We start from the raw sequence: 21,720 nt of genomic DNA, 5'->3' as shown, positions 1-21,720 counted from the left end.
CTCGACCATAGCCACCCTACCAGCGACGTCGCAAATTAGGTTCGGCGTCTACTGTTCAGGGCGGGGAGGATGTCAACAGTTCTCTCAGCTATGGTATTGATGGAGCGACGATTCACAAAGCTCACCACGACGGAACGTTTTCCAAGCCATCGATGGTTGGGCCAGCCAACCCTCGAGCGCTCCCGACAGTTGAACTACTATGAGGATATCTCCCGAACCTGATCTCCGGTGTGGTGACGAGATCTGAATCGCCTCGCCAACGCCGCTCGAGGTTACTCGACAGTTACGCTCTTGGCCAGATGGCGGGGCTTGTCGATCGATCGACCCAGTTCGTTTGCAACCCAGTACGAAACCAACTGGAGTTGTACGTTTGCCAGAACGGAAGTCAATCTCGGTCCGGCATCCGGAACCTCGAGAACGTGATCCGCATACTGAGAGAGCGTTGCGGGCGAATCCGTGACGGCAACGACCGGTGCGCCACGGGCCTCAACCTCGTTGATGTTGCCGAGCATCTTTTCGACGTGGTTTTCGCCGGTCGCCATCGCGAACACCGGGCTCGCTTCGGTCACGAGAGCGAGCGGACCGTGTTTTAGCTCACCCCCCGCAAATCCCTCCGCATGTTTGTAGGTGATCTCTTTCATCTTCAGCGCACCTTCTAACGCGACGGGTGCGTTGTATCCACGTCCGATGAAAAAGTACGAGTCAGCATCGACGTACTCCATCGCGATCTCGCGTGCAGTGGACTCGTCGAGAACCCGCTGGAGTTGATCCGGGAGTGTACGGAGTCGTTTGATCGTGTCCAGTGACGCCGACCCTGTAAGCGCGCTGGTGAGGAGGGTGAGTGCGACTTGTTGACTGGCAAACGTCTTCGTCGCCGCGACACCGATTTCCGGGCCAGCACGGATGTACATCACGTGATCACACTCTCGAGCCGCGGAGCTACCAACGACGTTCGTTACTGTGACTGTCGACGCGCCGGCTTTGTTCGCCGTCCGCAGTGCGCTCATCGTATCCGCCGTCTCACCGCTTTGCGTTACTCCGATAACAACGGTTCCGCTGTGTATCGGGACCGATTCCGCAGCGTACTCACTCGCCCGGAAACACTGGGCGTGGATGCCCTGTTCTCGCAGTAATCGTGCACCATACAGTGCGGCGTGAAACGACGTCCCACAGGCGACGAACTGAACTGGCCCGTCGCGCTCGAGCGTGCCGAGGTCGGAGAGTTCTTCGACGGTGATCGATTCCTCCATCTCGGAAACGCGTTCACGAAGACACTTTCTGATGGCCGTTGGTTGTTCGTAGATCTCCTTGAGCATGTAATGCTCGTGGCCGCTCTTTCCAGCGTCTTCAGGGTCCCAATCGACCGTTTCGACTGCCGTGTCGACGATGACACCCTGTTCGTCGGTGACGACGAACCCCGAGGGATTGATCCGTACGAACTCGCCATCTGCGAGGTAGACGACGTTATCGGTGTACTCGATGAACGCTGGAACGTCGCTCGCGAGATAGTAGCCATCGGAACCAACGCCCAGTACTAGCGGTGACTCATTTCGTGTAGCGTACACCGCCTCATCGCCCGTGAAAACAGCCGCAACAGCGTAACTCCCCTCGAGTCGATCGATCGCCCGACGGAACGCCTCGTCGTGGCCGGCACCCGTTGTGAGTGCTCGTTCGATCAGGTGTGGAATGACTTCCGTATCCGTTTCGCTCTCGAGCGTATGACCCTCTTCCTCGAGTTCGGTTCGGAGCGACTGATAGTTCTCGATAATACCGTTGTGAACGACAGCGACTGTTCCATCACAGTCCGTGTGGGGATGTGCGTTCGTATCCGACGGCGGTCCATGCGTGCTCCAGCGTGTGTGTCCGATCCCAGCGTTCCCCGAGAGAGATCTGTCGGACAGGGCGGTCTCGAGCCCCGACACGTCGCCTTCACGTTTGTGAACTGAGAGGGATCCGTTCGAGACTGCGAGACCGGCAGAATCGTAGCCGCGATATTCGAGACCCGAGAGGCCAGTCAGAAGGACGTCACCGACGTTCTGGGTCGTCCCCGTGTATCCGATGATTCCACACATTACGATCGTACCTCCGTGCCTTCAGGGAGTGCACCACGGACAGTTGCGCCGGCAGAGACGGACGAATCGGAGCCGACGATCGTGCCGGGTACGTACGTACACCCACCCTGATCGTGGACGTGATCTGCGAGCAACGCCCCGAGCTGTTCGTCTTCGAACACGCGGTCCTCGACGCGGACGTCACCCGGTCCGCCAGGGATCGTCGTTCCGTTCCCGATTTCGACGCCGACCCCGGTCACGCAATCGACGACGGTCGCCGACGCGCCAATTCGAGTGTCCATATCGACGACGCTGTGTTCGACGACAGCGTTCGAGCCGACAGTCACGTTTTCACCGAGACAGACGTACGGTCCGACGATCGCACCGGGCCCGATTTCACAGTCAGGCGCGACGACCGTTGGCTCGCGGACGACCGCGGTTTCGTGGACGGTCGCCGTCGACGCAATACACTGGTCGTCCTCGACGAGATCGCTTTCGAAGAGATCGAACGAGACAGTGAGAAGATCCCACGGATACGTTGCATCCACCCACAGCCCGTCGGTTACGACTCCATTGACCGTCGCATCCGACTCGAGGAGGCCGGCGATTCCGGCCGGAAGTGATTGCTCTCCGGTACGCGGCGTAACTGATCGAATCGCCTCGAAGATCCGTGGCTCGAATACGTAGACACCAGCGTTAAATCGGTAATCCCGATCGTCTTCGGGGTTTTCAACGATCTCGGTGACGGCTCCATCCTCGACGATAACCCCACCATATTCCGACGTATCCGGGCGACTGAGGAGCCCCAGTGTCGCCGCCTGATCGGTGTGGGCATCGAGGACGTCACACATAATCTCGCTCTCGACGAGTTGGTCTCCGTTAACGACGAGAGTCGTCCCGTCGATTTCCGGTTCCGCCATCAAGAGTGCATGCCCGCTCCCGAGTTGTTGGTCCTGTGTGACGTACGTCAGGGGAACACCTCGGTACGTCGGCCCGAAATAGGACTGAACACGGTGTTTTCCGTATCCGACGACGACCGTGATATCCGAGACCCCAGCCTCGAGGAGCTGGTCGAACACGTGCTCGAGAATCGGCGTCGTCGCGGCTGGAAGGAGCGGCTTCGGCCGGTTGTGTGTGAGTGGGCGCAACCGTCTTCCTTCCCCACCCGCAAGGACGACGGCGGAAACTGAATCCATACTACTCTGGTGAAACTACAGACACTTACAACTATAGGATAACAAACATATTTCCCTGCGCAAAGTCCTTTAATTACATATGTGTTAAGTCTCTATTATATCTTATGAATGTGTCGGAAGAAGACGATTCTCGGTAATAATATTAACTGGATTGTGTTTCAGCCTACCAACACCGCGCGATCGATTGCGCTGCGATGGTTGGCTTAGCCGGGGGTCACTCCGACCGGAATCGGAGCGTGACCAGCCAGTCGCTGCGTTCGCCACCGGCACGCACCTCGACTCGTACCGGACGCTCGAGTCCAGCGGCGAACCCGGTCGCCAGAAACGAGGGGATCGGGTGATCGAACCGATCGAGTGATGTAATAGCGGCTCCCGAAATCGCGACCGTTACTCGCCCATCGGCTGCGTCGACATCCGGATCGGCGCTGGACGCAAGTTCCAGTTGTTCGACGACCCCATCAGACAGCTGCGTTGCAATCGTCCGCGGATGGGACCCGAGATCGCCGCGGAGGCCGCGTTCGAACTCCTCGAGGAGGAGTAAACCGTTCGGTGTGAACGTCACGCCGCGGCGTTGCTCCTCGAGGACGAACGGCATCGACAACGGTGTTGGAACGTCGCGTGGAACATCCTGATCGTTCGAGGTGTGTGCTGGAAGATACAACTGTACACGTTCGCCCTCGACAGGGACGTACAGTCGGTCATCCTGAACGCCGAGTTCGGTGGCGATTGCACTGGCGTTTCTCGCGTAGGTCGAGTAGATTCGTTCGCCGATATCCGCGGCGACGAACTGTCCCGGGGTGAGGTAGTACGTGAGTATCCCACCGAACAGCCCCGTCGCACCGAGGACGATCAGGACCTCACGAACGGGTTCGAAGAGGATACCGCCACCGACGGCGACACAGCCGACCACGACCAGTGCGAACGCCGTTTTTCGGTACGACGATCGTTTTGCTCGCGCATACTCCTCGCGAAGTCGACGGTTTTCGGCTTCGAGTAGCGTTACACGTGCCCGTGTATCGACGTCGCCGGTCCGTGGCGAGGCGGACACAGCGTCGTCCGTTCGTGTCGAATCGCGCGTCGCATCGTCAGCCGCTGGTTCAGCGGAGTGTGTCTCGGTACTCATGGGTTCTCTCGAGGTGATGATACCGACTCGTCGTAGTCCGTTTCAGACCGCGGGCTGTTCTCGGTCTCGGAGACCAATCCGAGTGCAACGAGTTGGTAGCGATGAACGCTGTAACACGCAAGCGCGATGACGACGACGGTCACGCCAGCAGCGACTGTGACCGACCGGGACTGTACCGCCCAGACGAGACCGGCCAGCGCGAGTGTACTGGCGGCAGTGACGACGGTGAGAGTGACCGGTGCTGGCCGACGGGCGACGCTTCCCAGAACCAGTCCACCAAACCCGACCTCGACACCCCAGACGGCAAGCGTCATCGTCCCGACTCCGGTCGCTGCAAGCGACGAAACCAGAGCGACGTGACCGACTGCGACTGCATATGGGACGCCAAACAGCGACCAGACGCCGGCCGTCAGTACTCCAGCGACGACTCCCACTGCGCCGAACGCGAGCCAGAAACAGAGGGACAGCCCGAGAAGGGCACCGATCTCTACCCAGCGGTACTCTGCCGTTTCGATAGGAAGATCAGCTACCAGTGAGTGATTATCCATCGGAAACACCTCGTGACGGAGAGACCGACGACCGACTGTGGTCTGTGGCGAGTACGGTCGCCAGTTGCTCTCGCGGCCCGACCTCCAGCGCGGTGACCCCTTCGAGTCGATCGAGTTTCCGTCGGAACTCCTCGAACGCAACGTATCGATCGAACGACTCCTCGAGCGCCGCCGGAGATTCGGCGTCGAACAGTACCGATGGCGTGATCAAAACGAGGACGCGGGAGCCGCCCGTCCGCGCAACGTGTACGGCCTCTGTGAGGGCAACGCGATCCGAGTCGTCGGTACAGAGCACCATCAACGCGCGACGGTTCCGTCTCCGTACCACAGTTCGAATAGCGCCTCGCAACGGTTCCGATTCAATGTCGGTGCGATACGTTTGGCGGTGACGGTAAAACGGCCCGAGCGTACGGGAAAACGCACTGTGGCCACCGGACTCGAGTTCCCGAAGCGCGACGCGAGCCGTGGTTGGAGCGATGTCGTTCTGTCCGACACCCGGCGTGTGTGCTGGCTGTCGAGAGGGTCCCGACGTGCTGTTCCGTGTTCCGTTTCCCGAACGTGATCCGAGTGTCGGCTCGAGGTCGAAGAGGTACTGACGGATCCGACGATACTGTGCCGGTTCGGTCGCGTGGTCCATCCGTTCCGTGATACCGTCGTTTCCAACGGCGAGTAGCCCGACCGGGTCCCCGAGACGACGAGCGCTGACGACCATCGAAAGTGCAACGTCACGCACGTAGTCGAGTTTCGTCTCGCCATCGGGGCCTGCATCGAGGGCGGCTCGGTGGTCGACGACGATCGTCGTCGGCTGGTCCGTCTCCGGTTCGTACTCTCGGATATGGACCGTCGCGAGGCGGGCAGTCGCCTTCCAGTCGATCCGATCGATGTTGTCGCCGGGGACGTACTCGCGCAACTCCGCAGGTGTCAACCCTGACCCGGAGTGGCTGGTAGTGTGTTGCCCCTGAACCACGGAGACGGGATCTCCTCCGGAGCCGACGTGAACCTCTCGAGGGGCCCGCGCGTCGACCGTAAGCGTCGGTGTCGGTCCGATGTCGAGTTCTTCTCGAAACCAGCCGTCGGTGGCGAGTACCGTCGCCTGGTCGAACTGATGCCGACCCGCAACGGGACACTCGAGTGGGATCGTCGTCGATCCACCTGTCGATCCCGGGTCGACTTCGAGTGTGGTCGACCGTGATTCCGACTGCGCTACCGTTGCAGTCGGAAGTCCGGGAACGACCGTAAGCGAAAGTGGGGACGGCTCGAGCGTCGTGCGAACGGTAACGGTTGTCGTCTCGCCGGTTCGAAGGCCCGTTCTGTCCGGCGTTTGTTCGACCGACAGCGTTCGACGCATTCGATCCAGGTCTCGATAAAATCGGTACTGGTGAGCCAGTATCCAGGTGCCAAGCAGTGCCGTCGCGCCGAGCATCAGGGGATGGGAGAACACGACCGCGAGGGCTGCGGTAGACAGCGTGAGCAACCCAATTCCCCACAGTTGGCGCGTCGGGCGCATATCCCAGAGGAGTCACGGTATCGTGTTGAAGGTATTGGTTGGTCTGCTCGAGGTCCGGGGCAAGCAGACAGTTTTTTGGTTCGACTCCCACATCAGTAACTGTGAACGTCGTCGTTGGTCGGGGAATCGTCGTCGTTTCAGTCGTTTCCGTTCTTCTTCTAGTCGGCTTTGCGGGCGCAGTTCCGGCGGTGAGTAACGCGAGTATCGACAGCGCCGTCGTGACCCAGACCGACACTCTTCCCGAGAACGAAACACCGCGACACGAGAACCCGGACGAGTACACTGCCTCCGCCGACGACGACGCGGTCGAAGACTGGCTTACGGACAATCTCGACGACCGGCTACGAGACAGTACTATCGCACTCGAGCAAGAAGAGTACGAACTGGCCAGTGAGTATCTCGACGACGAGTACGACGATCGGGTCGAGCAATACGTCGAGGTTGCCGGTGAAACCGACGGAACCGGTGACAGCACATCCGACGACGACGATTCCGATTCGGAACGGCAGAGTGTGTATCAAACGGCCGGGGACGAACAGGAGTCTCTCACCTCGCTCACCAAAGAGTACGACGAGACGAAAACCGAGTACGAAACGGCACGCGAGGAGGGCGACGACGAGCGAGCCCGCGAGCGTGCCCGTGAACTGGAGTCGTTGAGCCAGGACATCGAGGAGACGAGCACGACTCTCGTCGAACAGTACGAGTTACTCACCGACGAGACCGGCTCCGACTACACGGAGATGATCGAGTCGATCAACGCAACGCGCGCGGCTATCGAGGAAGCGCAAGCGGTCGTCCGATCGGAACAGTTCGTCGAGACGGAGCTTGTACTCGAGTCAGCGGCTGAGACGGCGTCGTTCGAAAACCCACTCCAGATTCAGGGCGAACTCCGGTCGGCCGACAGCTCGGATCCGCCGTTCGACGATCGACACATTTCGGGACTCGATCAATCCGTCGACGTCCAGACGGCCGAGGACGGAACGTTCACTCTCGTGTACCGACCGACAACCGAGCCAGTTTCCACGGACTCCATTTCGATTCAGTATACGCCAGACACCGAGACCGCGTATCTCGGGACGACCGAATCGGTTCCCGTCTCGCTCGAGCAGACGGCACTCGACGTCGACATCCACGAGCATACGCCGGTGGCAGCATACGGCGAGACAGTCAGAGTCTCGGGAACGGCGACAGCAGCGAATCAGTCGGTCGATGATCTCCCACTCACGCTGAGAGCCGGTGAACGAACGCTCGGGACGACGACCGTCGAGAACGGTTCGTTCACCGAAACGGTCGCCGTTCCTGGAACCGTTCCCGTCGGGGAGCGGTCGCTGAGCGTTTCGTTCGACCCCGACGATCGTGCACTGATGGCAGCATCGGCGGATCGCCCTATCACGATCGAGGCGACCCCAACCGAACTCGAGGTCGACGCCGAATGGACGGACGAATCCACCGTTCGGATCGACGGAACGTTCACCACCGCCGATGGCTCCGGAATCGAAGGAGAGGCGATCGACCTCGAGGTGGACAGCGTCACCGATGGAACGGTGACCACTGACGAAGACGGCACGATCGAAACCACGGTGTCGCCGTCCGACCCGGCAGAGCCGGTTACGGTGGTCGCGACGTACGAAGGCGACGGCAGTAACCTGGAGCGGGCGCAGGATGACGCTACAGTCTCTCCGGTTTCGGCTCCAACCGGGGGAGGGGGCGGATCGAGTGTCCTGTCGATCCCCGTTGCCGTCGCCGTCGGTGGCGTTATCGTCGGTCTGCTGGTCGGTCTCGTGTGGTGGGTCTATCGGCACGACTCGGACGAAACCGACCGGCAACACGGGTCGGACGAGCGGCCGCCGGTCTCGCCAGTCGAGGAGTCGACGACGAGTACCCAGCGGGCCGCCGATTCGCCACTCGAGAGTGCGAAACGCCACCTCACCGACGGCCGGACCGACGCTGCCGTTCGGAGCTGTTATGCAGCGGTCAGAGACGCTCAGCAATCGGTCCTCGAGACCGACCAGGTTTCGATGTTGACCCACCGGGAGTTCTATCACCGGTACCGAGCGAACGTCACCGACGCGACGCCGTTGCTGACCGTGACGATAGCCTACGAACGAGCGGTGTTCACTGCAGATCCAGTCTCGCAGGACGACGCTGAAGCCGTCCTCCGAACGGCCAAACAGCTTTGCTCGACGGACAGTTCGGTCAGCGGGGGACGGACACCGGCGGAACCAACCGACGAGTAATTGCTGTCTCAGTGGGTTCGCCTCCAGGACGCGGATCCACTGAAAACGACCGACAGCACTCTGTACGAGTTGGATGCGCGTTATTCGACCGGTTTCAACACGACCTCGGCGGACGATGCAGCCACCTGGTATCCGTGGTAGGTGAACGACACCTCCACGTCTCCCTGGTTATCGGCAAGCAGTCGATTGAGGGCGTCGCTGGCAACAACATTATAAATAGGAGACAGGCTCGTTGCGTCCTGGTTTTCGGCAGTGGCGACAGCGTCTACGACGACTTGCACAGGTGTTTCGTCATCGTCGATTCTGTGGGACGTTCCGTTTTCCACGACGTTCGAACGTGGGTCTCCTGCCGAATAAGTCGCGGGGAAGAGCCTATCCATTTATCATTAAAATTTTTCCGAATAGTATTCGATAGGTGACTAATCAGTCAGTCAAACATAATCCATACCTGGTTGCATCGATTTACTGTCATAATAATTTCACATGTCGAGTGTAACAATTACCAGTGTCCGACACATCGACCGACTTTTGATACCGCCGGTTCCAACAGTAGGTGAATGGTCGATCGACGGTCTCTCTGGTTGCTTCTTCCGGCACCGATTCGGGCTCTTCCGGCGGATCTGGCGGCCGTCGTTATAGCGACACTCGCGGTCAACGTCAGTGTGTTTGCCCCGGTCGTTCGCGAGACGCCGCTTCGGGTGTTCGTCGGACTCGTGTTCGTCCTCTTCGTTCCCGGCTACGTGTTCGTCGCTGCCCTGTTTCCCGAGGCGGGTGAGTCACCGGCAGGCGTGGCCGACCCGGAGAAAACGGAGGGGACCGACGACGGAACGACCGGGGAGTGGGGATCGGAATCGACGTGGGGCGACGATCGCTCGACGACAAGCGAGGAGACGAGTTCGTTCGTCGCAGGCGAGATGGACAGTCGGGAGGGTATCGACGGCATCGAGCGCGTTGCGCTTTCGTTCGGCCTGAGTATCGCGATCGTTCCGCTGATCGGTCTCGCGCTCAATTTCACTCCGTGGGGCATCCGACTCGTCCCCATCATGATCGCAACGACGGGATTTACGCTTCTCGCGGCGGCCATCGCGACGATACGGCGCTGGCAAGTGCCACCGGAGGACCGGTTTTCCGTCCCCTACCGGGAGTGGTACGAGACGGGACGATCGGAGATGCTCGAGCCCGAGTCTCGAGCAGACGGCCTGCTGAACGTTTTGCTCGTGCTCTCGATTCTGCTGGCAGTCGGCAGCGTAACGTTCGCAGCCGTCGTTCCCCCGCAGGGCGAACAGTTCTCCGCGGTGTACATCCTGACCGAAGACGACGACGGCGACCTCGTCGCTGACGGGTATCCAACAGCGGTTGGAGCGGGCGAGTCGGCAGAGATCGTCGTCGGTGTCGACAACAACGAACACCGTACCGTCGAGTACACGCTGGTCGTTGTCGAGCAAGACGTCGAAATCGTACCGAACGAGACGGCCACCGACTCGAGTGACCCACCGGTAAACGAGACGGTCGTTACCGAACAGAACGAACTCGATCGATTCGAGACGCGTCTCGAGCACAACGAATCCTGGCATCACAGCCACGAGTTCGAACCGACGATCACCGGCGACGATACGCGTATCGTGTGGCTGTTGTTCCCCGAGGACGTTCCCGAGGAGCCGTCGATGGACGACACCGAGTACACCGTTCACCTCTGGGTCGACGTCGAAGAAACGTAGCCCCCTCGACCTTGACAAATCGAGACAGTTACCTGTCTCGAGAGTCCTTGTCACCCACATGGCGATCCCCGCGCCCGACCACCGCACGACGCATCCTCCAATCGTCGCCGCCACCAACGTTACGAAGGTCTACACACGGGGATCCGGACCGGGTCGATTCGGTCGATTACTCGGACGGTCGGAGCCGCCGACGGTCGAGGCGGTGTCCGACGTCTCACTTACGATTCAACCCGGCGAGATCGTTGGCCTCGCCGGGCCAAGCGGCAGCGGAAAATCGACGCTCTTGCACCTGCTCGCCGGACTCGAGGTACCGACGGAGGGATCAGTACAGTTCCAGCAGACGGATATCGCGTCGTACTCGACGCGAAGGCGAACCAGACTCCGCCTCGAGGAGATCGGGATCGTGTTCCAGCGGTTTCACCTCGTAGATTCGTTATCGGCTCGAGCGAACGTTGCGCTCCCGCTGGTCGAACTGGGTGTCGGGAGACGAAAACGCCGGGAACGGGCAACGGAGATGCTCGATCGGGTCGGCCTCGGCGACCGACTTGGTCACAAACCCGGAGAACTCAGCGGCGGTGAGCAACAACGGGTCGCGATCGCCCGGGCCCTTGTCACCGATCCAGCGCTCGTCGTCGCTGACGAACCGACGGGCGAACTCGACACCGAAACCGGAGAACAGATCCTCGCGGAGTTCAGACGTGTCGCAACGGAACGAACCGTCGTGCTCGCCTCCCACGACCGTGAAACACTTGCAATCGCCGACCGGATCGTGCGGTTACACGACGGAACGATCGTCGAACAGGGCGACGAATGAGTCTTCGAACCCGTCTCACCCGCTGGAGCGGGCTGGTCACCGTAAGCGTCCGTCGGACGCTCTCACGGGCGACCGATACGGATCAACAGCGCATTCAGTTTACCGTTCTCGGCGTTGCAGTAACGATCGCCCTGCTGGTCGTCGTGACCGGAATCGGGGTCGGACTGGCGACGAGTACGACCGTCTACGACGACGACGTCGATTACTGGATCGTCCCCGAAACGGACGGCGATCGTTCGCTACTGGTCGCGACCGACCAGCCCCAGTTCGGTTCCGTTCACGAAGCGAACGATCGAATTCGAGATCACGACGACGTCACGTTTGCCTCACCGGTGTTAGCCGAGGTGTTACGGGCCGAACACGGCGATGCGTCCGAGTTTGTCCTCGTCGTCGGTGTGGTCAACTCGGACGGACTCGATCAAGTCGCCGGGATCTCGACGACCGGCCTCTCGGCCGACGATCCCTACTACGACGGGGGAGAACGGACGGGAGAGGCCGTTCTCTCACAAAGCGGCGCGGAGTTACTCGAGAGTCCGCCCGGTGAACGGATAACGATCGCAAACGAGGAGTTCACCGTCGAGCACACCGACGCCGGGAACATGGGCGCGGGTGGGGTTCCGATTGCGCTCGTCCAACTGAGCGAACTCCAGGAACTGACCGGGGCCGACGAGTACGATCAGGCGGATCAGTTCGTCGTTGGAACGACCACACCCGAGGTCCAGTCCGACCTCGAGGGGCTGTATCCGGAGTCGAACGTCCACACACGCGGTGAGATGACTGCGGCGGAGATCGCCGACTCGGACATTTCGCTCGCGCTCGCGCTCGCCGCCTTCGTCGTGTCACTCGTCATCGGAACCCTCTTCGTGTTGACCACGGCCGGTCTCGAGATCGTCGCGGATCGAACCCAACTGGCCACGATGTCTGCGATCGGTGTTACGACGCGAAGTCAGCTGGTGCTCACCGGGGTACAGACGATGATACTGACCGGTCTCGGCGGTCTCGTCGGGTCGATCGGCGGGCTCGGCTTGATCTGGCTCACGAATACCGTCGCGATGGAGACGCTGACGACCGAGCCGATCGCCGTCTCCCATCCGCTGTTCGTCGCCTACGGCGTCCTCGTCGCTCTCGTCATCGGCGTCGTCTCGCTGCCGTATCTTCTGGTTCTTACACGTCGCGTGACCGGGGGTGTGCCGTCGTGAGTCGGATCCGACGATGGGGCGTACGTATCAGGGTCGCGGGAGGGATCACACTCAGCCAACTTCGCCATCAAAAGCTTCGGCTCGGTCTCGCAATTATCGGGATCTGTCTGGCGGTCCTGGCGATGACGCTCCTCGCTGGAACCGGCGTGGGTGTCCTCGAGACGGGTGGACAACAGTTCGACGCTGCGGATCGGGACCTGTGGATGACGGCAGGCGAGACGCGACTGACACCGACGGGCGGCGGTGGCTTCGAGAACACGTTGTACGATTCACGCAACGTCTCCGCCGCCGTCTCACAACAGGAGGGCGTCCGGAACGCGGTCCCGCTCGCGTTCGAAACGGTCTACGTCACGACCGAGGATCGAGACGAGTTCCAGACGTTCGTCGGCAGCGGCACGCCCGGGGGCGGCTCGAGCGTTCAGGTGATCGAAGGAGAGTCCCTCGACGGCGATCCATACTACGCTGGCGGGACGTACGACGGCGAACGGACGAACGACGTACTGATCGATCAGGAGACGGCACGGAGCCTCGATGTCGAAGTCGGTGATACGGTCTACGTCGGCGGCTCCCACGCCGCTGCGAGGGAAAACGAGATGACCGTGGTCGGTATCTCACCGACGTTCGGACAGATGCTCGGGACACCGACCGTGGTGATGCCACTGAGCGAACTCCATCAGGTAACCGGATCGACCCAGACCGAGCCCGCGACGTTCATCACGATCACGCTCGAAGACGACGCAGATAGCGAGGTCGTCCAGCGTGAACTGCAAGCACAGTATCCGGAGTACGAGATTCGCTCGAATCAAGAACAACTCGATGCGGTGTTAGAAGAACAGGTCCTGGTACTCGCCGCTGGGTTTACCCTGGTGGTACTCGCGGTCGGGACAGGAATCGCGTTGACGGTCAACCTCCTCGGACTCATCATCTACCAGCAGCGACAGGCGTTCGCAGTGCTCAAGGCACAGGGGATCTCCTCGAGTCTCCTGATTCTCACCGTCATCGGGCAGGGGTTGGCAATCGGTGTGATCGGTGGGGTTCTGGGCGGGGTGCTCACACCAGCTGGCGTCGCCCTCCTGAATCGGTTGACGACCGCAGTGGTTGGCTTCGACGGACTGGTGCAGTTCGAGCCTCGAATCGTCGGTGGATCGGTTGCGATCGCGGTCGTGATCGGGACGATTGCAGCGGCGATCGCCGGCTGGCGAATCAGTCGGACGCCGCCGCTCGAACATCTTTGAGACGGTTTACTGTCAGTCAGGTCCCGTATACCTGCGACCCGGCCGGCGGGCGCGCCGGTCAATCGGGACAGAAACCCGTCTGAGACGGGCCAGTCAACGTCGTCCGGGGCCGACTACGTTAGAGCGAGACTCCGTCTCACGTCGACGGTTGAGGGACTGTACTCCCGAAGAAAGTGACGCAGGTCGACGCTGGCTCGGTGCCTACGCCATCCGGCGAATCGTGAGCAACGCGATCGAGAGCAACGCAACCAGCGCCGTAGTCACACCGAATCCAGGGACGGTGTCATCGTCTTCGACGGGTTCGTCGTCGTCGGTCGGAGCGTCATCGTCTTCGACGGGGTCGTCGTCCTCAGTCGGGGCGTCATCGTCATCGACTGGGTCGTCGTCGGTCGGGGTGTCATCGTCTTCGACTGGGTCATCGTCGTCGGTCGGAGCGTCATCGTCGTCCGATGGCGCAGCCGGAGCACCGCCGCCGGTACCACCGCTACTGCCTGTGGACGTCCGTTCTTGAATCGAGATCGTTCCCGTGTTCGTCTCGAGTTGCGTTCCATCGTCGTCGACGGCGATGTGGACCCACTGGTATTCGCCCTCGTCCCAGTCCTCAGGCGTTCCGACGGTGATATCCTGATGATCACTGTCGCCGACCAGTCCAGTTGCCGACGCCTGGAGAGTCACGCCGTCTGCCTCGAATTCGACGTCGTCGAGTTCGTCTTGCTCACCGGCGGCAAGTGCAAAGAGTTCCTCGAACGAAGTCGTCCCGGCAGCGTGTCGCTCACCGGGAGCGTTCCCGAAGAGATCGAAGTCGTCGTCGACGCTGGTCACGCCGTAGACCTCCTCGATCGACGTCTCGATCGAGAGATCGTCGACGGAGATATCGTCCATATCGGTCGAATCAACGCCGATGACAGTACTCTGGTCGCTGAACGTGTCGCCGTCGTACAGAACCACGGCGTGGTGGACGTCAGTCGCAACGATGTCCGTATCGGCGACAACCTCGACGTCGTCACCAGGTGCGGTCGTTGTAGTACCAGCGAGAGAGGAGGTGCCATCTTGGACGGCAAACGTTTCAACTCCGTGGAGGGTTCCGCCGTCGGACGGGAGAACCAGATCGCCATCGGAGAGGGTGACGTCCTCGGCAGCGTCCGTTCCGATCACGACCGCGACGTACTGTCCCGTCTCTGCATCCGTGTACGAGACCTCGTTGCTGTCCTCGAGCGACCAGCTATCCTCGAACTCGACGTTCTCGTTGAGTGACTCGGTCGGCGTATCGAACAGACCCAGCAGTTCACCCTGGTCGAAAGAGGTCCCCTCCGAGCTGGTCTGGCCGATGAACAACTCGAGGTCGTCGTCCTCGTCAGTGTTCGCCATGGCCTCATCGAAGGTGAGTGGAACCGCTTCTCCCGCCGTGAACACCCCGATGGAGTCGCGCTCGAGGGAGTTTGCGCTTCCGAAGTTAACGTCGATCAAAATGTCCTGATTATCGACGACAGTGGCTCCGTCCGCACTCTCGTAGTCCGCCTGCAGCGTAAACGGAGTCTGCTGGTCGACGGAGAGTTCCTGTTCGTCAGTGGACACCTGTTCCTGTGCCGGTGTCGGTGCCGCACCCGCAACACCCGCCAGTGGTGCCAGTAGCATGATCAGCACCATGCCGACTGTGACAGCTAGTTTAGACATGCTCGCATCACTATCTTCTTGTTAGTTATTTCTTTCTACTTGCAAATATAATAACTTTCACACAAATGTGGTGGCGGTCGGTACAACAGGGAGGTGACAGAAAATAACTCGTGGACGAGTTCGTTCCACTATTTCTGTTGACAATCAGGGGCTCGGTACCCCCGTTTACACTCGTTTCGATGAGAGAGTATCGAAACCATACCTGTAATATACCCAGCGACTCAGTACCGCAGTATGGACGAATCCTCGCCATCCTACTTCGCCGCGTTCGTGGTCGTCGTAGTCGTAGTAGGGGGTATCGTCGGCGTCTCGTCGGTGGCATTCGCCGGCGGGTACAGCCTTTCGATGGCAGACTCGGTCGAGACGCCCGAACAGACCGTCTCCCCCGGTGAGCGCACGTACGAAATTTCGTCGGTCGGAATCGTCGACCAGGGCGATCCCATACACGTCACCGGGACCGGAACGGACCGAACCGTCGAACTGCTCAACGCAGACGGTGATCTCGTCGCGACCCACGATCTAGAATCACAGATGACGTTCGAGACGTCGTCGGTCGAGCCCGGTTCGTACGTCGTCGCGATCGACGCTCCAGGTGTCGATTACGAGGACGTGTACCCCGTCGTCGTCTCCGCGTACGACCTCGAGACTAGCCATCCCAGTACGGCCGACGCCGATGAGGAGATCGACATCGACGTCACGGTAAGCCAGGATGCAAGTCAGGCGGAACTCGGAACCGTACAGGTTGCCGTCTGGAACGACGACACCGTCGTTCACACGGACGCAACACACGACTCCGGTGACGTCTACTCGGCGACGATATCCACCTCGGAACTCGACGTCGACACGGAGTACAGCGTCTACGCGGTGGCACAGGGGACAGAAGAAGTCGATCTAATCGGTGAACACGAGCTGTTAGGTGTCAGTGACGACGGGACGGTGACGATTACCGAGTCTACCGACGACCAGCCTCCCGAGAACGGTGACGGGCCACCACCCGGTGACGGCGACGACGGGTCGGACGATCAGACCGACGAGCCGGATGCCGGCGACGACGAACCGGACTCAGACGATCAATCCGATGAGTCCGACGACGCAGACGGTGAATCAGACGGCGAGGAGCAGGGAGACGACAGCACACACACTGACGACGACAGCGATGGGACGAGCGACGATGAGACCACCGAAACGGACGGTAGCTCGTCCGACGAAGACGACGACCAGGAGTCGGAGACCGTCGTCCAACCCAACCCGGACGACGAGGGAGACGACGACTCGAGTTCGGACTCGATTCCGCTGTCCGGTCCGTCGCTGATACTGGTCGGTCTCACCGCGGTCGCACTGTTCACCAGGTTTCGGACGTAGCCCGAGAGATTTACAGTGGTTCTCTCACCTAGGATACCCAATGCCGACACGTCGTCGCCAACAGTTCATTTACGGCCAGTTCGCGTGGATGGTGGCGACCGCGTTTTTGCTCGTCGTGCTCGATTCGCTCTCCTACGAACTGTTTTTCGTCCTCTCGCTGATCGGAATACTGATCGTGACCGAACTGACCGCACCGGCCAACGTCACACCCGCGTGGAGACGACGGTTGCGGTGGCTGATCGCCCTGGGGCTCGTCGGCTTCGGAGTCATCGTCGTCCGGCGTATCCTCGAGATCCTCCCACCGGAGGTGCTCCCCTGGTGAGCCGGTGCTCGGAGGTACGCGGGCGACGGCTGGGTGAGAGCCGATGAGCGTCCGCAACTGGCTGGGACGGAAAACCGGACGCGATCTGGAGTGGCCGACCGTTCTCCTCGTCGCTCTCGTCGGGGTGTTGCTGGTGACGCTGTTCGTCGCCGTCAGTACGTCGGGGGCGGCGTTTGGCTTATTTAACCCCTCGTGGGACGGAACGTCCGAGTTCCGGGGTGCGATCGAGGACGATCCCGACACCGAGTTACTCTTACTCGAGGAGGCGGTCGACTATCCAACTGACACGGCAAACGAGAGCGTCGCGTTCATCATCGCACCTGATGAGGAGTACGACGACGAGAGTATCGACGCAATCGAGACGTTTCTCGACCACGGTGGCACTCTCATCGTCCTCGACAACCGGGAGACGGTAAACCCGCTTCTCTCGGCGATCGGCAGTGACGCGCGTATCGAAGCGGGCGTCGTCTTAGACGATCGACACTACGACAACGGCCCCGCGATGCCGGTGGTCTCACCGACCGGTGAACACGGGTATACGAGCGACGTCGACCGACTGACGCTCAACCACGCTGCTGTCGTCGAATCGGAGACGGCGACGCCGATCGTCTCGACGAGCGACTACGCGTACCTCGCAGCCTCACCGTCCGCGGAACTCGATAGCGATTCGAATCTGACGAGCTATCCGGTGGCGACGGTCGAGTCCGTCTCCGACGGCGAGGTCGTCGTCGTCAGTGATCCGAGTATCGCGATCAACGCGATGTACGAGACGTCCGATAACAGTGAGTTCGTCTCGAATCTCTATACAGATCGTGAGTACGTGCTACTCGATAGTTCACACACCGGGATGGTTCCACCGCTGATCGCCGTCCGCGAGACGGTGCGTCACTCGCCGCTTGCACACGGTTCTCTCGGGCTCTTTACGGTCGTGACCATTGCCATCGCCTCGAGCGCGAGGGCACGCGGTATTCGGGCTGTAAGTCGACGGTATCTTTCGTCTCGAAGGGATGACTCGCGACCCGAGACACGAGAACGTAGCGACGAAGAGCTGGCTGCTACCCTCCGGAATCGGCACCCAGAGCTAAACGACGAGCGCGCCCACAAGTTGATAGCAGCGTTTAACCGATCACGGTCGAAAGACGGCGACGAATGACCCGGACGAATCGGGACCCCGGAGACGACGTCCCCACCCCCCAGGAGATCTACGAGCGAATCGATACAACGGTGGGTCAGGTGCTTATCGGCAACGACGACGCGATCGAGCAGCTGACGATCGCCGTTCTCACAGGGAGTCATCTTCTCCTCGAGGGCGTCCCCGGCGTTGCGAAAACGACGATGGCCAATCTCTTCGCGCGGGCAAGCGGCCTCGACTATCGCCGCATCCAGATGACCCCGGACGTGTTGCCCGCAGACATCGTCGGCACGCACGTCTACCGCGAACACACCGGTGAGTTCGAGTTGCGACGCGGACCGATCTTCACCAATCTCATCGTCGCCGACGAGATCAACCGTGCGACACCGAAGACACAGAGCGCACTCCTCGAGGCGATGGCGGAAAACCACGTCACGATCGAAGGGACGACCCTCGAGTTGCCGGATCCGTTCATGGTGATCGCGACGCAGAACCCGATCGAAATGGACGGCGTCTTCGAGTTACCCGAAGCACAGCGTGATCGCTTCCAGTTCAAACTCACCGTCGACCTTCCGGACCGGGAGGTCGAAGCGGAGTTGCTCGACCGATTCGATTCGGAGCCGGATCTCGGACCGTCCGCCATCGATCAGGTCGTCGACCCCGCCGTGCTGATCAACGCACGCCAACGAATTTACGCCGTCTTCGTGGCAGAGCCGGTCAAGCAATACATCCTTGATCTCGTCTCACGAACTCGGATACACCCGGACGTCGCACACGGTGCGTCGCCGCGGGCAAGCCTCACGTTTCTCCACGGGGCGAAAGCACGTGCCGCAATCAACGGGCGAAATTACGTGATTCCGGATGACGTCAAAAAACTCGCCCGGTCCGTCCTCGTCCACCGTCTCGTACTGAATACGGAGGCGGACATCTCCGACGTTCGACCGGCGGACGTCGTCGCCGACGTCATCGAATCGGTCGACGTCCCCGACGTCCAGCCACGGACGGACTCTGCCTCAGTTTCCTAACGTTCGTCTCGTCGTTTCGTCTGCAGATCTGCTCTATCGTCGTTCCTGATACCGATCACCGACCAGCAGCGGCTGTGCTGGTCGCTCGATCGTGGCAGTCACTCGTAGAGTCGAAACGTCGTTTCGCCGAGAGCAGTATCCTCACCATCAAGAGCGAATATGTTTACAGGAGTACTCGGTTAAATTTGTCTTATATTATAAAACTAATTTCCACCAATATGTTTTATTAGGCGAAATTTCAGGCGTGTACGTATCAACAATCACCGGAGGCAACTCCAGGGAGTGATCGACTCGAGCGATCGATCTCACCGTCGGTCGAGCACAAATACATAAACGGCAACTCCCACAAAGTGGACGTATCATGCAAACTGTTGTCCTCGCCGCCGGTGAAGGGACGCGAATGCGACCACTCTCCCGGGGCGTTCCGAAGCCGATGCTCCCGGTCGCGGATAGACCGCTCGTTGCACACACCGTCGACGCAGCGATCGACGCGGGTGCGGACGAGATCATCCTCGTCATCGGATACAAAGGTGAAACGATCCGAGAGTACTTCGGGTCGTCCTACCGTGGGGTGCCCGTTACCTACAGCGTGCAATCCGAACAGATCGGAACGGCGGATGCCGTCGCAGCCGCACGCGACCATCTCGAGGGCCCCTTTGCAGTACTCAACGGGGACAACGTGTACGAGCCGGCCGCGATCGAGCGGCTGTTCGACCGCTGTCCGGCCGTCTGTGCAATCGAGGTCGACGATCCACGCAACTACGGCGTGCTCAGCACGGCCGACGGGACGGTCACCGACATCGTCGAAAAGCCATCTGACCCGCCGACGAATCTTGCAAACGCCGGCGCGTACGCGTTTCCGGCTCCAGCTCGCGACTGGCTCGAGGTGCCGGCGAGCGACCGCAGCGAACGCGAACTGACCGACGTCCTCGATCGAGTTATCACGGAGTTCGCCGTTCGGCCGGTATCGATCGACCGCTGGATGGACGTCGGTCGCCCCTGGGAACTGCTCGAGGCCAACGAGTGGAAACTCACCGAACTCGACCGTCGCCTCGATGGCGACGTCCACGAGCTGGCGACGGTCGACGGCCCCGTCGTCGTCGAGGACGGTGCCACGGTGAACGCTGGTGCCGTACTCGAGGGACCGATTCTGGTTCGCTCGGGCGCAACGGTCGGGCCAAACGCGTACGTTCGCGGGGCGACGCTGCTCGGCCGAAACGTCTCCGTCGGCAACGGGGTCGAGGTGAAAAACAGCGTCATCCGCCGTGAGACGGCCGTCTCTCACCTCTCGTACGTCGGCGACAGCGTCCTCGGACGGAACGTGAACTTCGGCGCTGGAACGGTGGTCGCAAACCTGCGCCACGACGACGACGACGTCGCGGTGACCGTCAAGGGCGACCGCGTGTCGACCGGGCGACGAAAGTTCGGCGTCGTCGTCGGCGACGACGTCAGTACCGGCATCAACACTAGCCTGCTTCCAGGCGTTACGTTGAGCTCCGGGGAGACGACACACCCCGGCGAGACGCTCGAGCGCGATCGGTAACGCCGGTGCTCGCCGGTCGGTTCTGGGCCGGACAGCCGATTTTATGTCCGTTCGGGCTGAGATCGAACCATGGCCCCCGCGATCACACATTTTCTCGTCGGTGCGACCCTCCTCGTGTTCGCGTTCGTCCCAATCGCAATCCGATACGATCTCGGCCGGGAACACGCCGTCTGGTTGATCCCACTCGGTGGCGTCTGGGGGCTGCTCCCGGACGTCCACCACATCACGCCCGTCTTCCAGGCCGAACTGTACGCAGTGCACAACACGGCCTGGATGGACCTGTTCGCGCTTCACTACACGCTGGATCGGCCCATCGTCCGCGCCCGCTACACCGCGAGCGTATTCGGCTCGATCGCGGCGTTCATCGTCGCCGTAATCGCCCTCTGGGTGACGCCACGGGTGCGCGCCACCGGCCAATGGTGGCGGTCGACTCGAGCGATCGTCACGGCCGGCTCGAGCCTGCTCGCAACAGCGTACGCGACGGTCGTCCTGGGGGTGATCGTCAGCGTACAACAGGCATTCGGTGCCGTCAGCACACTCGTCGGCAGTGAGAGCCTCCTCGTCGGCGGCCTCCTGCTCGTTCCCATCGGCGGCGGGCTCGGGCTCGTATACACGATCGGCCTGGAGATTTACGGACGCGATCGACGCCTCGAGCCGACGACGGCAGCGGCTTGGGCCGTTCTCACCGGCGGTCTGTGCTGGCTCGTCGGCGTCGTGTGTCTGGCCCCGCTGTGGCTCGGGGCCATCGGCGTCGAAAGCGTTGCTCCACCGTTGCTCCACGGGGGGAGCCTCGTCGCGCTCGTCGCGTACGGGACCGTGTTCGGTGCGGTGTACGCGATGGTTCGAGAGGGCGTTCGTTCCGGATCGGAGAGACCGCTCGGGATCGACGAGACGTCGGGTTCGACGCATCTGCGGTCGTTCAGATAAGGGGTCTACTAAGAACAGGCGCAAACCATTGGTCCCGTCCCAAAGTCGTCTAGAGTTCGCCTCTGGTAGCTTCAGTTGACACCTCCATTGTGATGGCTGTTTTGGCT

Annotated in this window: 18 protein-coding genes; 11 read left to right on the top strand and 7 right to left on the bottom strand. The window is 61.0% G+C overall.

Annotated elements, in window-relative coordinates; all coding sequences use genetic code 11:
• Positions 1-272: 272 nt before the first annotated feature.
• From glmS to FYC77_RS18590, 5 genes are all read right to left on the bottom strand, one after another.
• The gene (glmS, locus tag FYC77_RS18610) at positions 273-2,072 is read right to left on the bottom strand and encodes a glutamine--fructose-6-phosphate transaminase (isomerizing) (protein ID WP_149083000.1); all 1,800 of its coding nucleotides are present in this window, start codon (positions 2,070-2,072) and stop codon (positions 273-275) included.
• Positions 2,072-3,247, bottom strand: a complete 1,176-nt coding sequence (locus tag FYC77_RS18605; protein WP_149082999.1) for a sugar phosphate nucleotidyltransferase — start codon at positions 3,245-3,247, stop codon at positions 2,072-2,074. The genes glmS and FYC77_RS18605 overlap by 1 nt, the downstream gene beginning before the upstream one ends.
• A 214-nt stretch (positions 3,248-3,461) precedes the next feature.
• Positions 3,462-4,370, bottom strand: coding sequence for a hypothetical protein (locus FYC77_RS18600; RefSeq protein WP_149082998.1), 909 nt, complete (start codon positions 4,368-4,370; stop codon positions 3,462-3,464).
• Positions 4,367-4,918 carry a hypothetical protein gene (locus tag FYC77_RS18595; protein WP_149082997.1) on the bottom strand — a complete coding sequence of 184 codons (552 nt, stop codon included), beginning with the start codon at positions 4,916-4,918 and terminating at the stop codon, positions 4,367-4,369. The genes FYC77_RS18600 and FYC77_RS18595 overlap by 4 nt, the downstream gene beginning before the upstream one ends.
• Positions 4,911-6,425 carry a DUF58 domain-containing protein gene (locus FYC77_RS18590; RefSeq protein WP_149082996.1) on the bottom strand — a complete coding sequence of 505 codons (1,515 nt, stop codon included), beginning with the start codon at positions 6,423-6,425 and terminating at the stop codon, positions 4,911-4,913. Before FYC77_RS18590 ends, FYC77_RS18595 begins: the two co-directional genes overlap by 8 nt.
• Before the next feature lie 101 nt (positions 6,426-6,526).
• On the opposite strand from FYC77_RS18590, the gene FYC77_RS18585 reads away from it, so the two are divergent.
• Positions 6,527-8,662, top strand: coding sequence for a hypothetical protein (locus FYC77_RS18585; RefSeq protein WP_149082995.1), 2,136 nt, complete (start codon positions 6,527-6,529; stop codon positions 8,660-8,662).
• Between the two features lie 80 nt (positions 8,663-8,742).
• Here FYC77_RS18585 and FYC77_RS18580 read toward each other — a convergent pair whose 3' ends face one another.
• Positions 8,743-9,042 carry a HalOD1 output domain-containing protein gene (locus tag FYC77_RS18580; RefSeq protein ID WP_149082994.1) on the bottom strand — a complete coding sequence of 100 codons (300 nt, stop codon included), beginning with the start codon at positions 9,040-9,042 and terminating at the stop codon, positions 8,743-8,745.
• 177 nt (positions 9,043-9,219) lie between these two features.
• Here FYC77_RS18580 and FYC77_RS18575 point away from each other — a divergent pair, with 177 nt between their 5' ends.
• The 4 genes from FYC77_RS18575 to FYC77_RS18560 are packed head-to-tail and all read left to right on the top strand — an operon-like array spanning position 9,220 to position 13,628.
• Positions 9,220-10,380 (top strand): DUF1616 domain-containing protein, encoded by a 1,161-nt coding sequence (locus FYC77_RS18575; RefSeq protein ID WP_149082993.1) that lies wholly within the window; start codon positions 9,220-9,222, stop codon positions 10,378-10,380.
• Positions 10,381-10,438: 58 nt separating this feature from the next.
• Positions 10,439-11,194 (top strand): ABC transporter ATP-binding protein, encoded by a 756-nt coding sequence (locus FYC77_RS18570; RefSeq protein WP_149082992.1) that lies wholly within the window; start codon positions 10,439-10,441, stop codon positions 11,192-11,194.
• Complete coding sequence (locus FYC77_RS18565; RefSeq protein WP_149082991.1) at positions 11,191-12,393, top strand: ABC transporter permease; 1,203 nt, start codon at positions 11,191-11,193, stop codon at positions 12,391-12,393. The genes FYC77_RS18570 and FYC77_RS18565 overlap by 4 nt, the downstream gene beginning before the upstream one ends.
• Before the next feature lie 5 nt (positions 12,394-12,398).
• Complete coding sequence (locus tag FYC77_RS18560) at positions 12,399-13,628, top strand: ABC transporter permease (RefSeq protein ID WP_149083001.1); 1,230 nt, start codon at positions 12,399-12,401, stop codon at positions 13,626-13,628.
• A gap of 201 nt (positions 13,629-13,829) precedes the next feature.
• Here FYC77_RS18560 and FYC77_RS18555 read toward each other — a convergent pair whose 3' ends face one another.
• Positions 13,830-15,302 carry a PGF-CTERM sorting domain-containing protein gene (locus tag FYC77_RS18555; RefSeq protein WP_149082990.1) on the bottom strand — a complete coding sequence of 491 codons (1,473 nt, stop codon included), beginning with the start codon at positions 15,300-15,302 and terminating at the stop codon, positions 13,830-13,832.
• Between the two features lie 234 nt (positions 15,303-15,536).
• On the opposite strand from FYC77_RS18555, the gene FYC77_RS18550 reads away from it, so the two are divergent.
• The 6 genes from FYC77_RS18550 (at position 15,537) to FYC77_RS18525 (ending at position 21,613) form a co-directional block, all read left to right on the top strand.
• Positions 15,537-16,664: a hypothetical protein gene (locus FYC77_RS18550; protein WP_149082989.1), complete on the top strand. Its 1,128-nt coding sequence runs from the start codon at positions 15,537-15,539 to the stop codon at positions 16,662-16,664.
• A 40-nt stretch (positions 16,665-16,704) separates the two neighbouring features.
• Positions 16,705-16,986: a hypothetical protein gene (locus FYC77_RS18545; RefSeq protein WP_149082988.1), complete on the top strand. Its 282-nt coding sequence runs from the start codon at positions 16,705-16,707 to the stop codon at positions 16,984-16,986.
• A 43-nt stretch (positions 16,987-17,029) separates the two neighbouring features.
• The gene (locus FYC77_RS18540) at positions 17,030-18,139 is read left to right on the top strand and encodes a DUF4350 domain-containing protein (RefSeq protein WP_149082987.1); all 1,110 of its coding nucleotides are present in this window, start codon (positions 17,030-17,032) and stop codon (positions 18,137-18,139) included.
• On the top strand, positions 18,136-19,143 hold the full coding sequence (locus FYC77_RS18535) for an AAA family ATPase (RefSeq protein ID WP_149082986.1): 1,008 nt from the start codon (positions 18,136-18,138) through the stop codon (positions 19,141-19,143). The genes FYC77_RS18540 and FYC77_RS18535 overlap by 4 nt, the downstream gene beginning before the upstream one ends.
• A 361-nt stretch (positions 19,144-19,504) precedes the next feature.
• Entirely contained in the window at positions 19,505-20,686 is a 1,182-nt protein-coding gene (gene glmU / locus FYC77_RS18530) for a bifunctional sugar-1-phosphate nucleotidylyltransferase/acetyltransferase (RefSeq protein WP_149082985.1), read from the top strand.
• Between the two features lie 69 nt (positions 20,687-20,755).
• Positions 20,756-21,613 carry a hypothetical protein gene (locus FYC77_RS18525; protein ID WP_149082984.1) on the top strand — a complete coding sequence of 286 codons (858 nt, stop codon included), beginning with the start codon at positions 20,756-20,758 and terminating at the stop codon, positions 21,611-21,613.
• The last annotated feature ends 107 nt before the right edge of the window (positions 21,614-21,720 follow it).

Origin of the sequence: Natrialba swarupiae, assembly GCF_008245225.1 — an archaeon.
In the GTDB taxonomy this organism is placed as follows: Archaea; Halobacteriota; Halobacteria; order Halobacteriales; family Natrialbaceae; genus Natrarchaeobius; species Natrarchaeobius swarupiae.
Note: the sequence above shows the minus strand (reverse complement) of the source record. Positions and strands in the feature narration are given on the sequence as shown.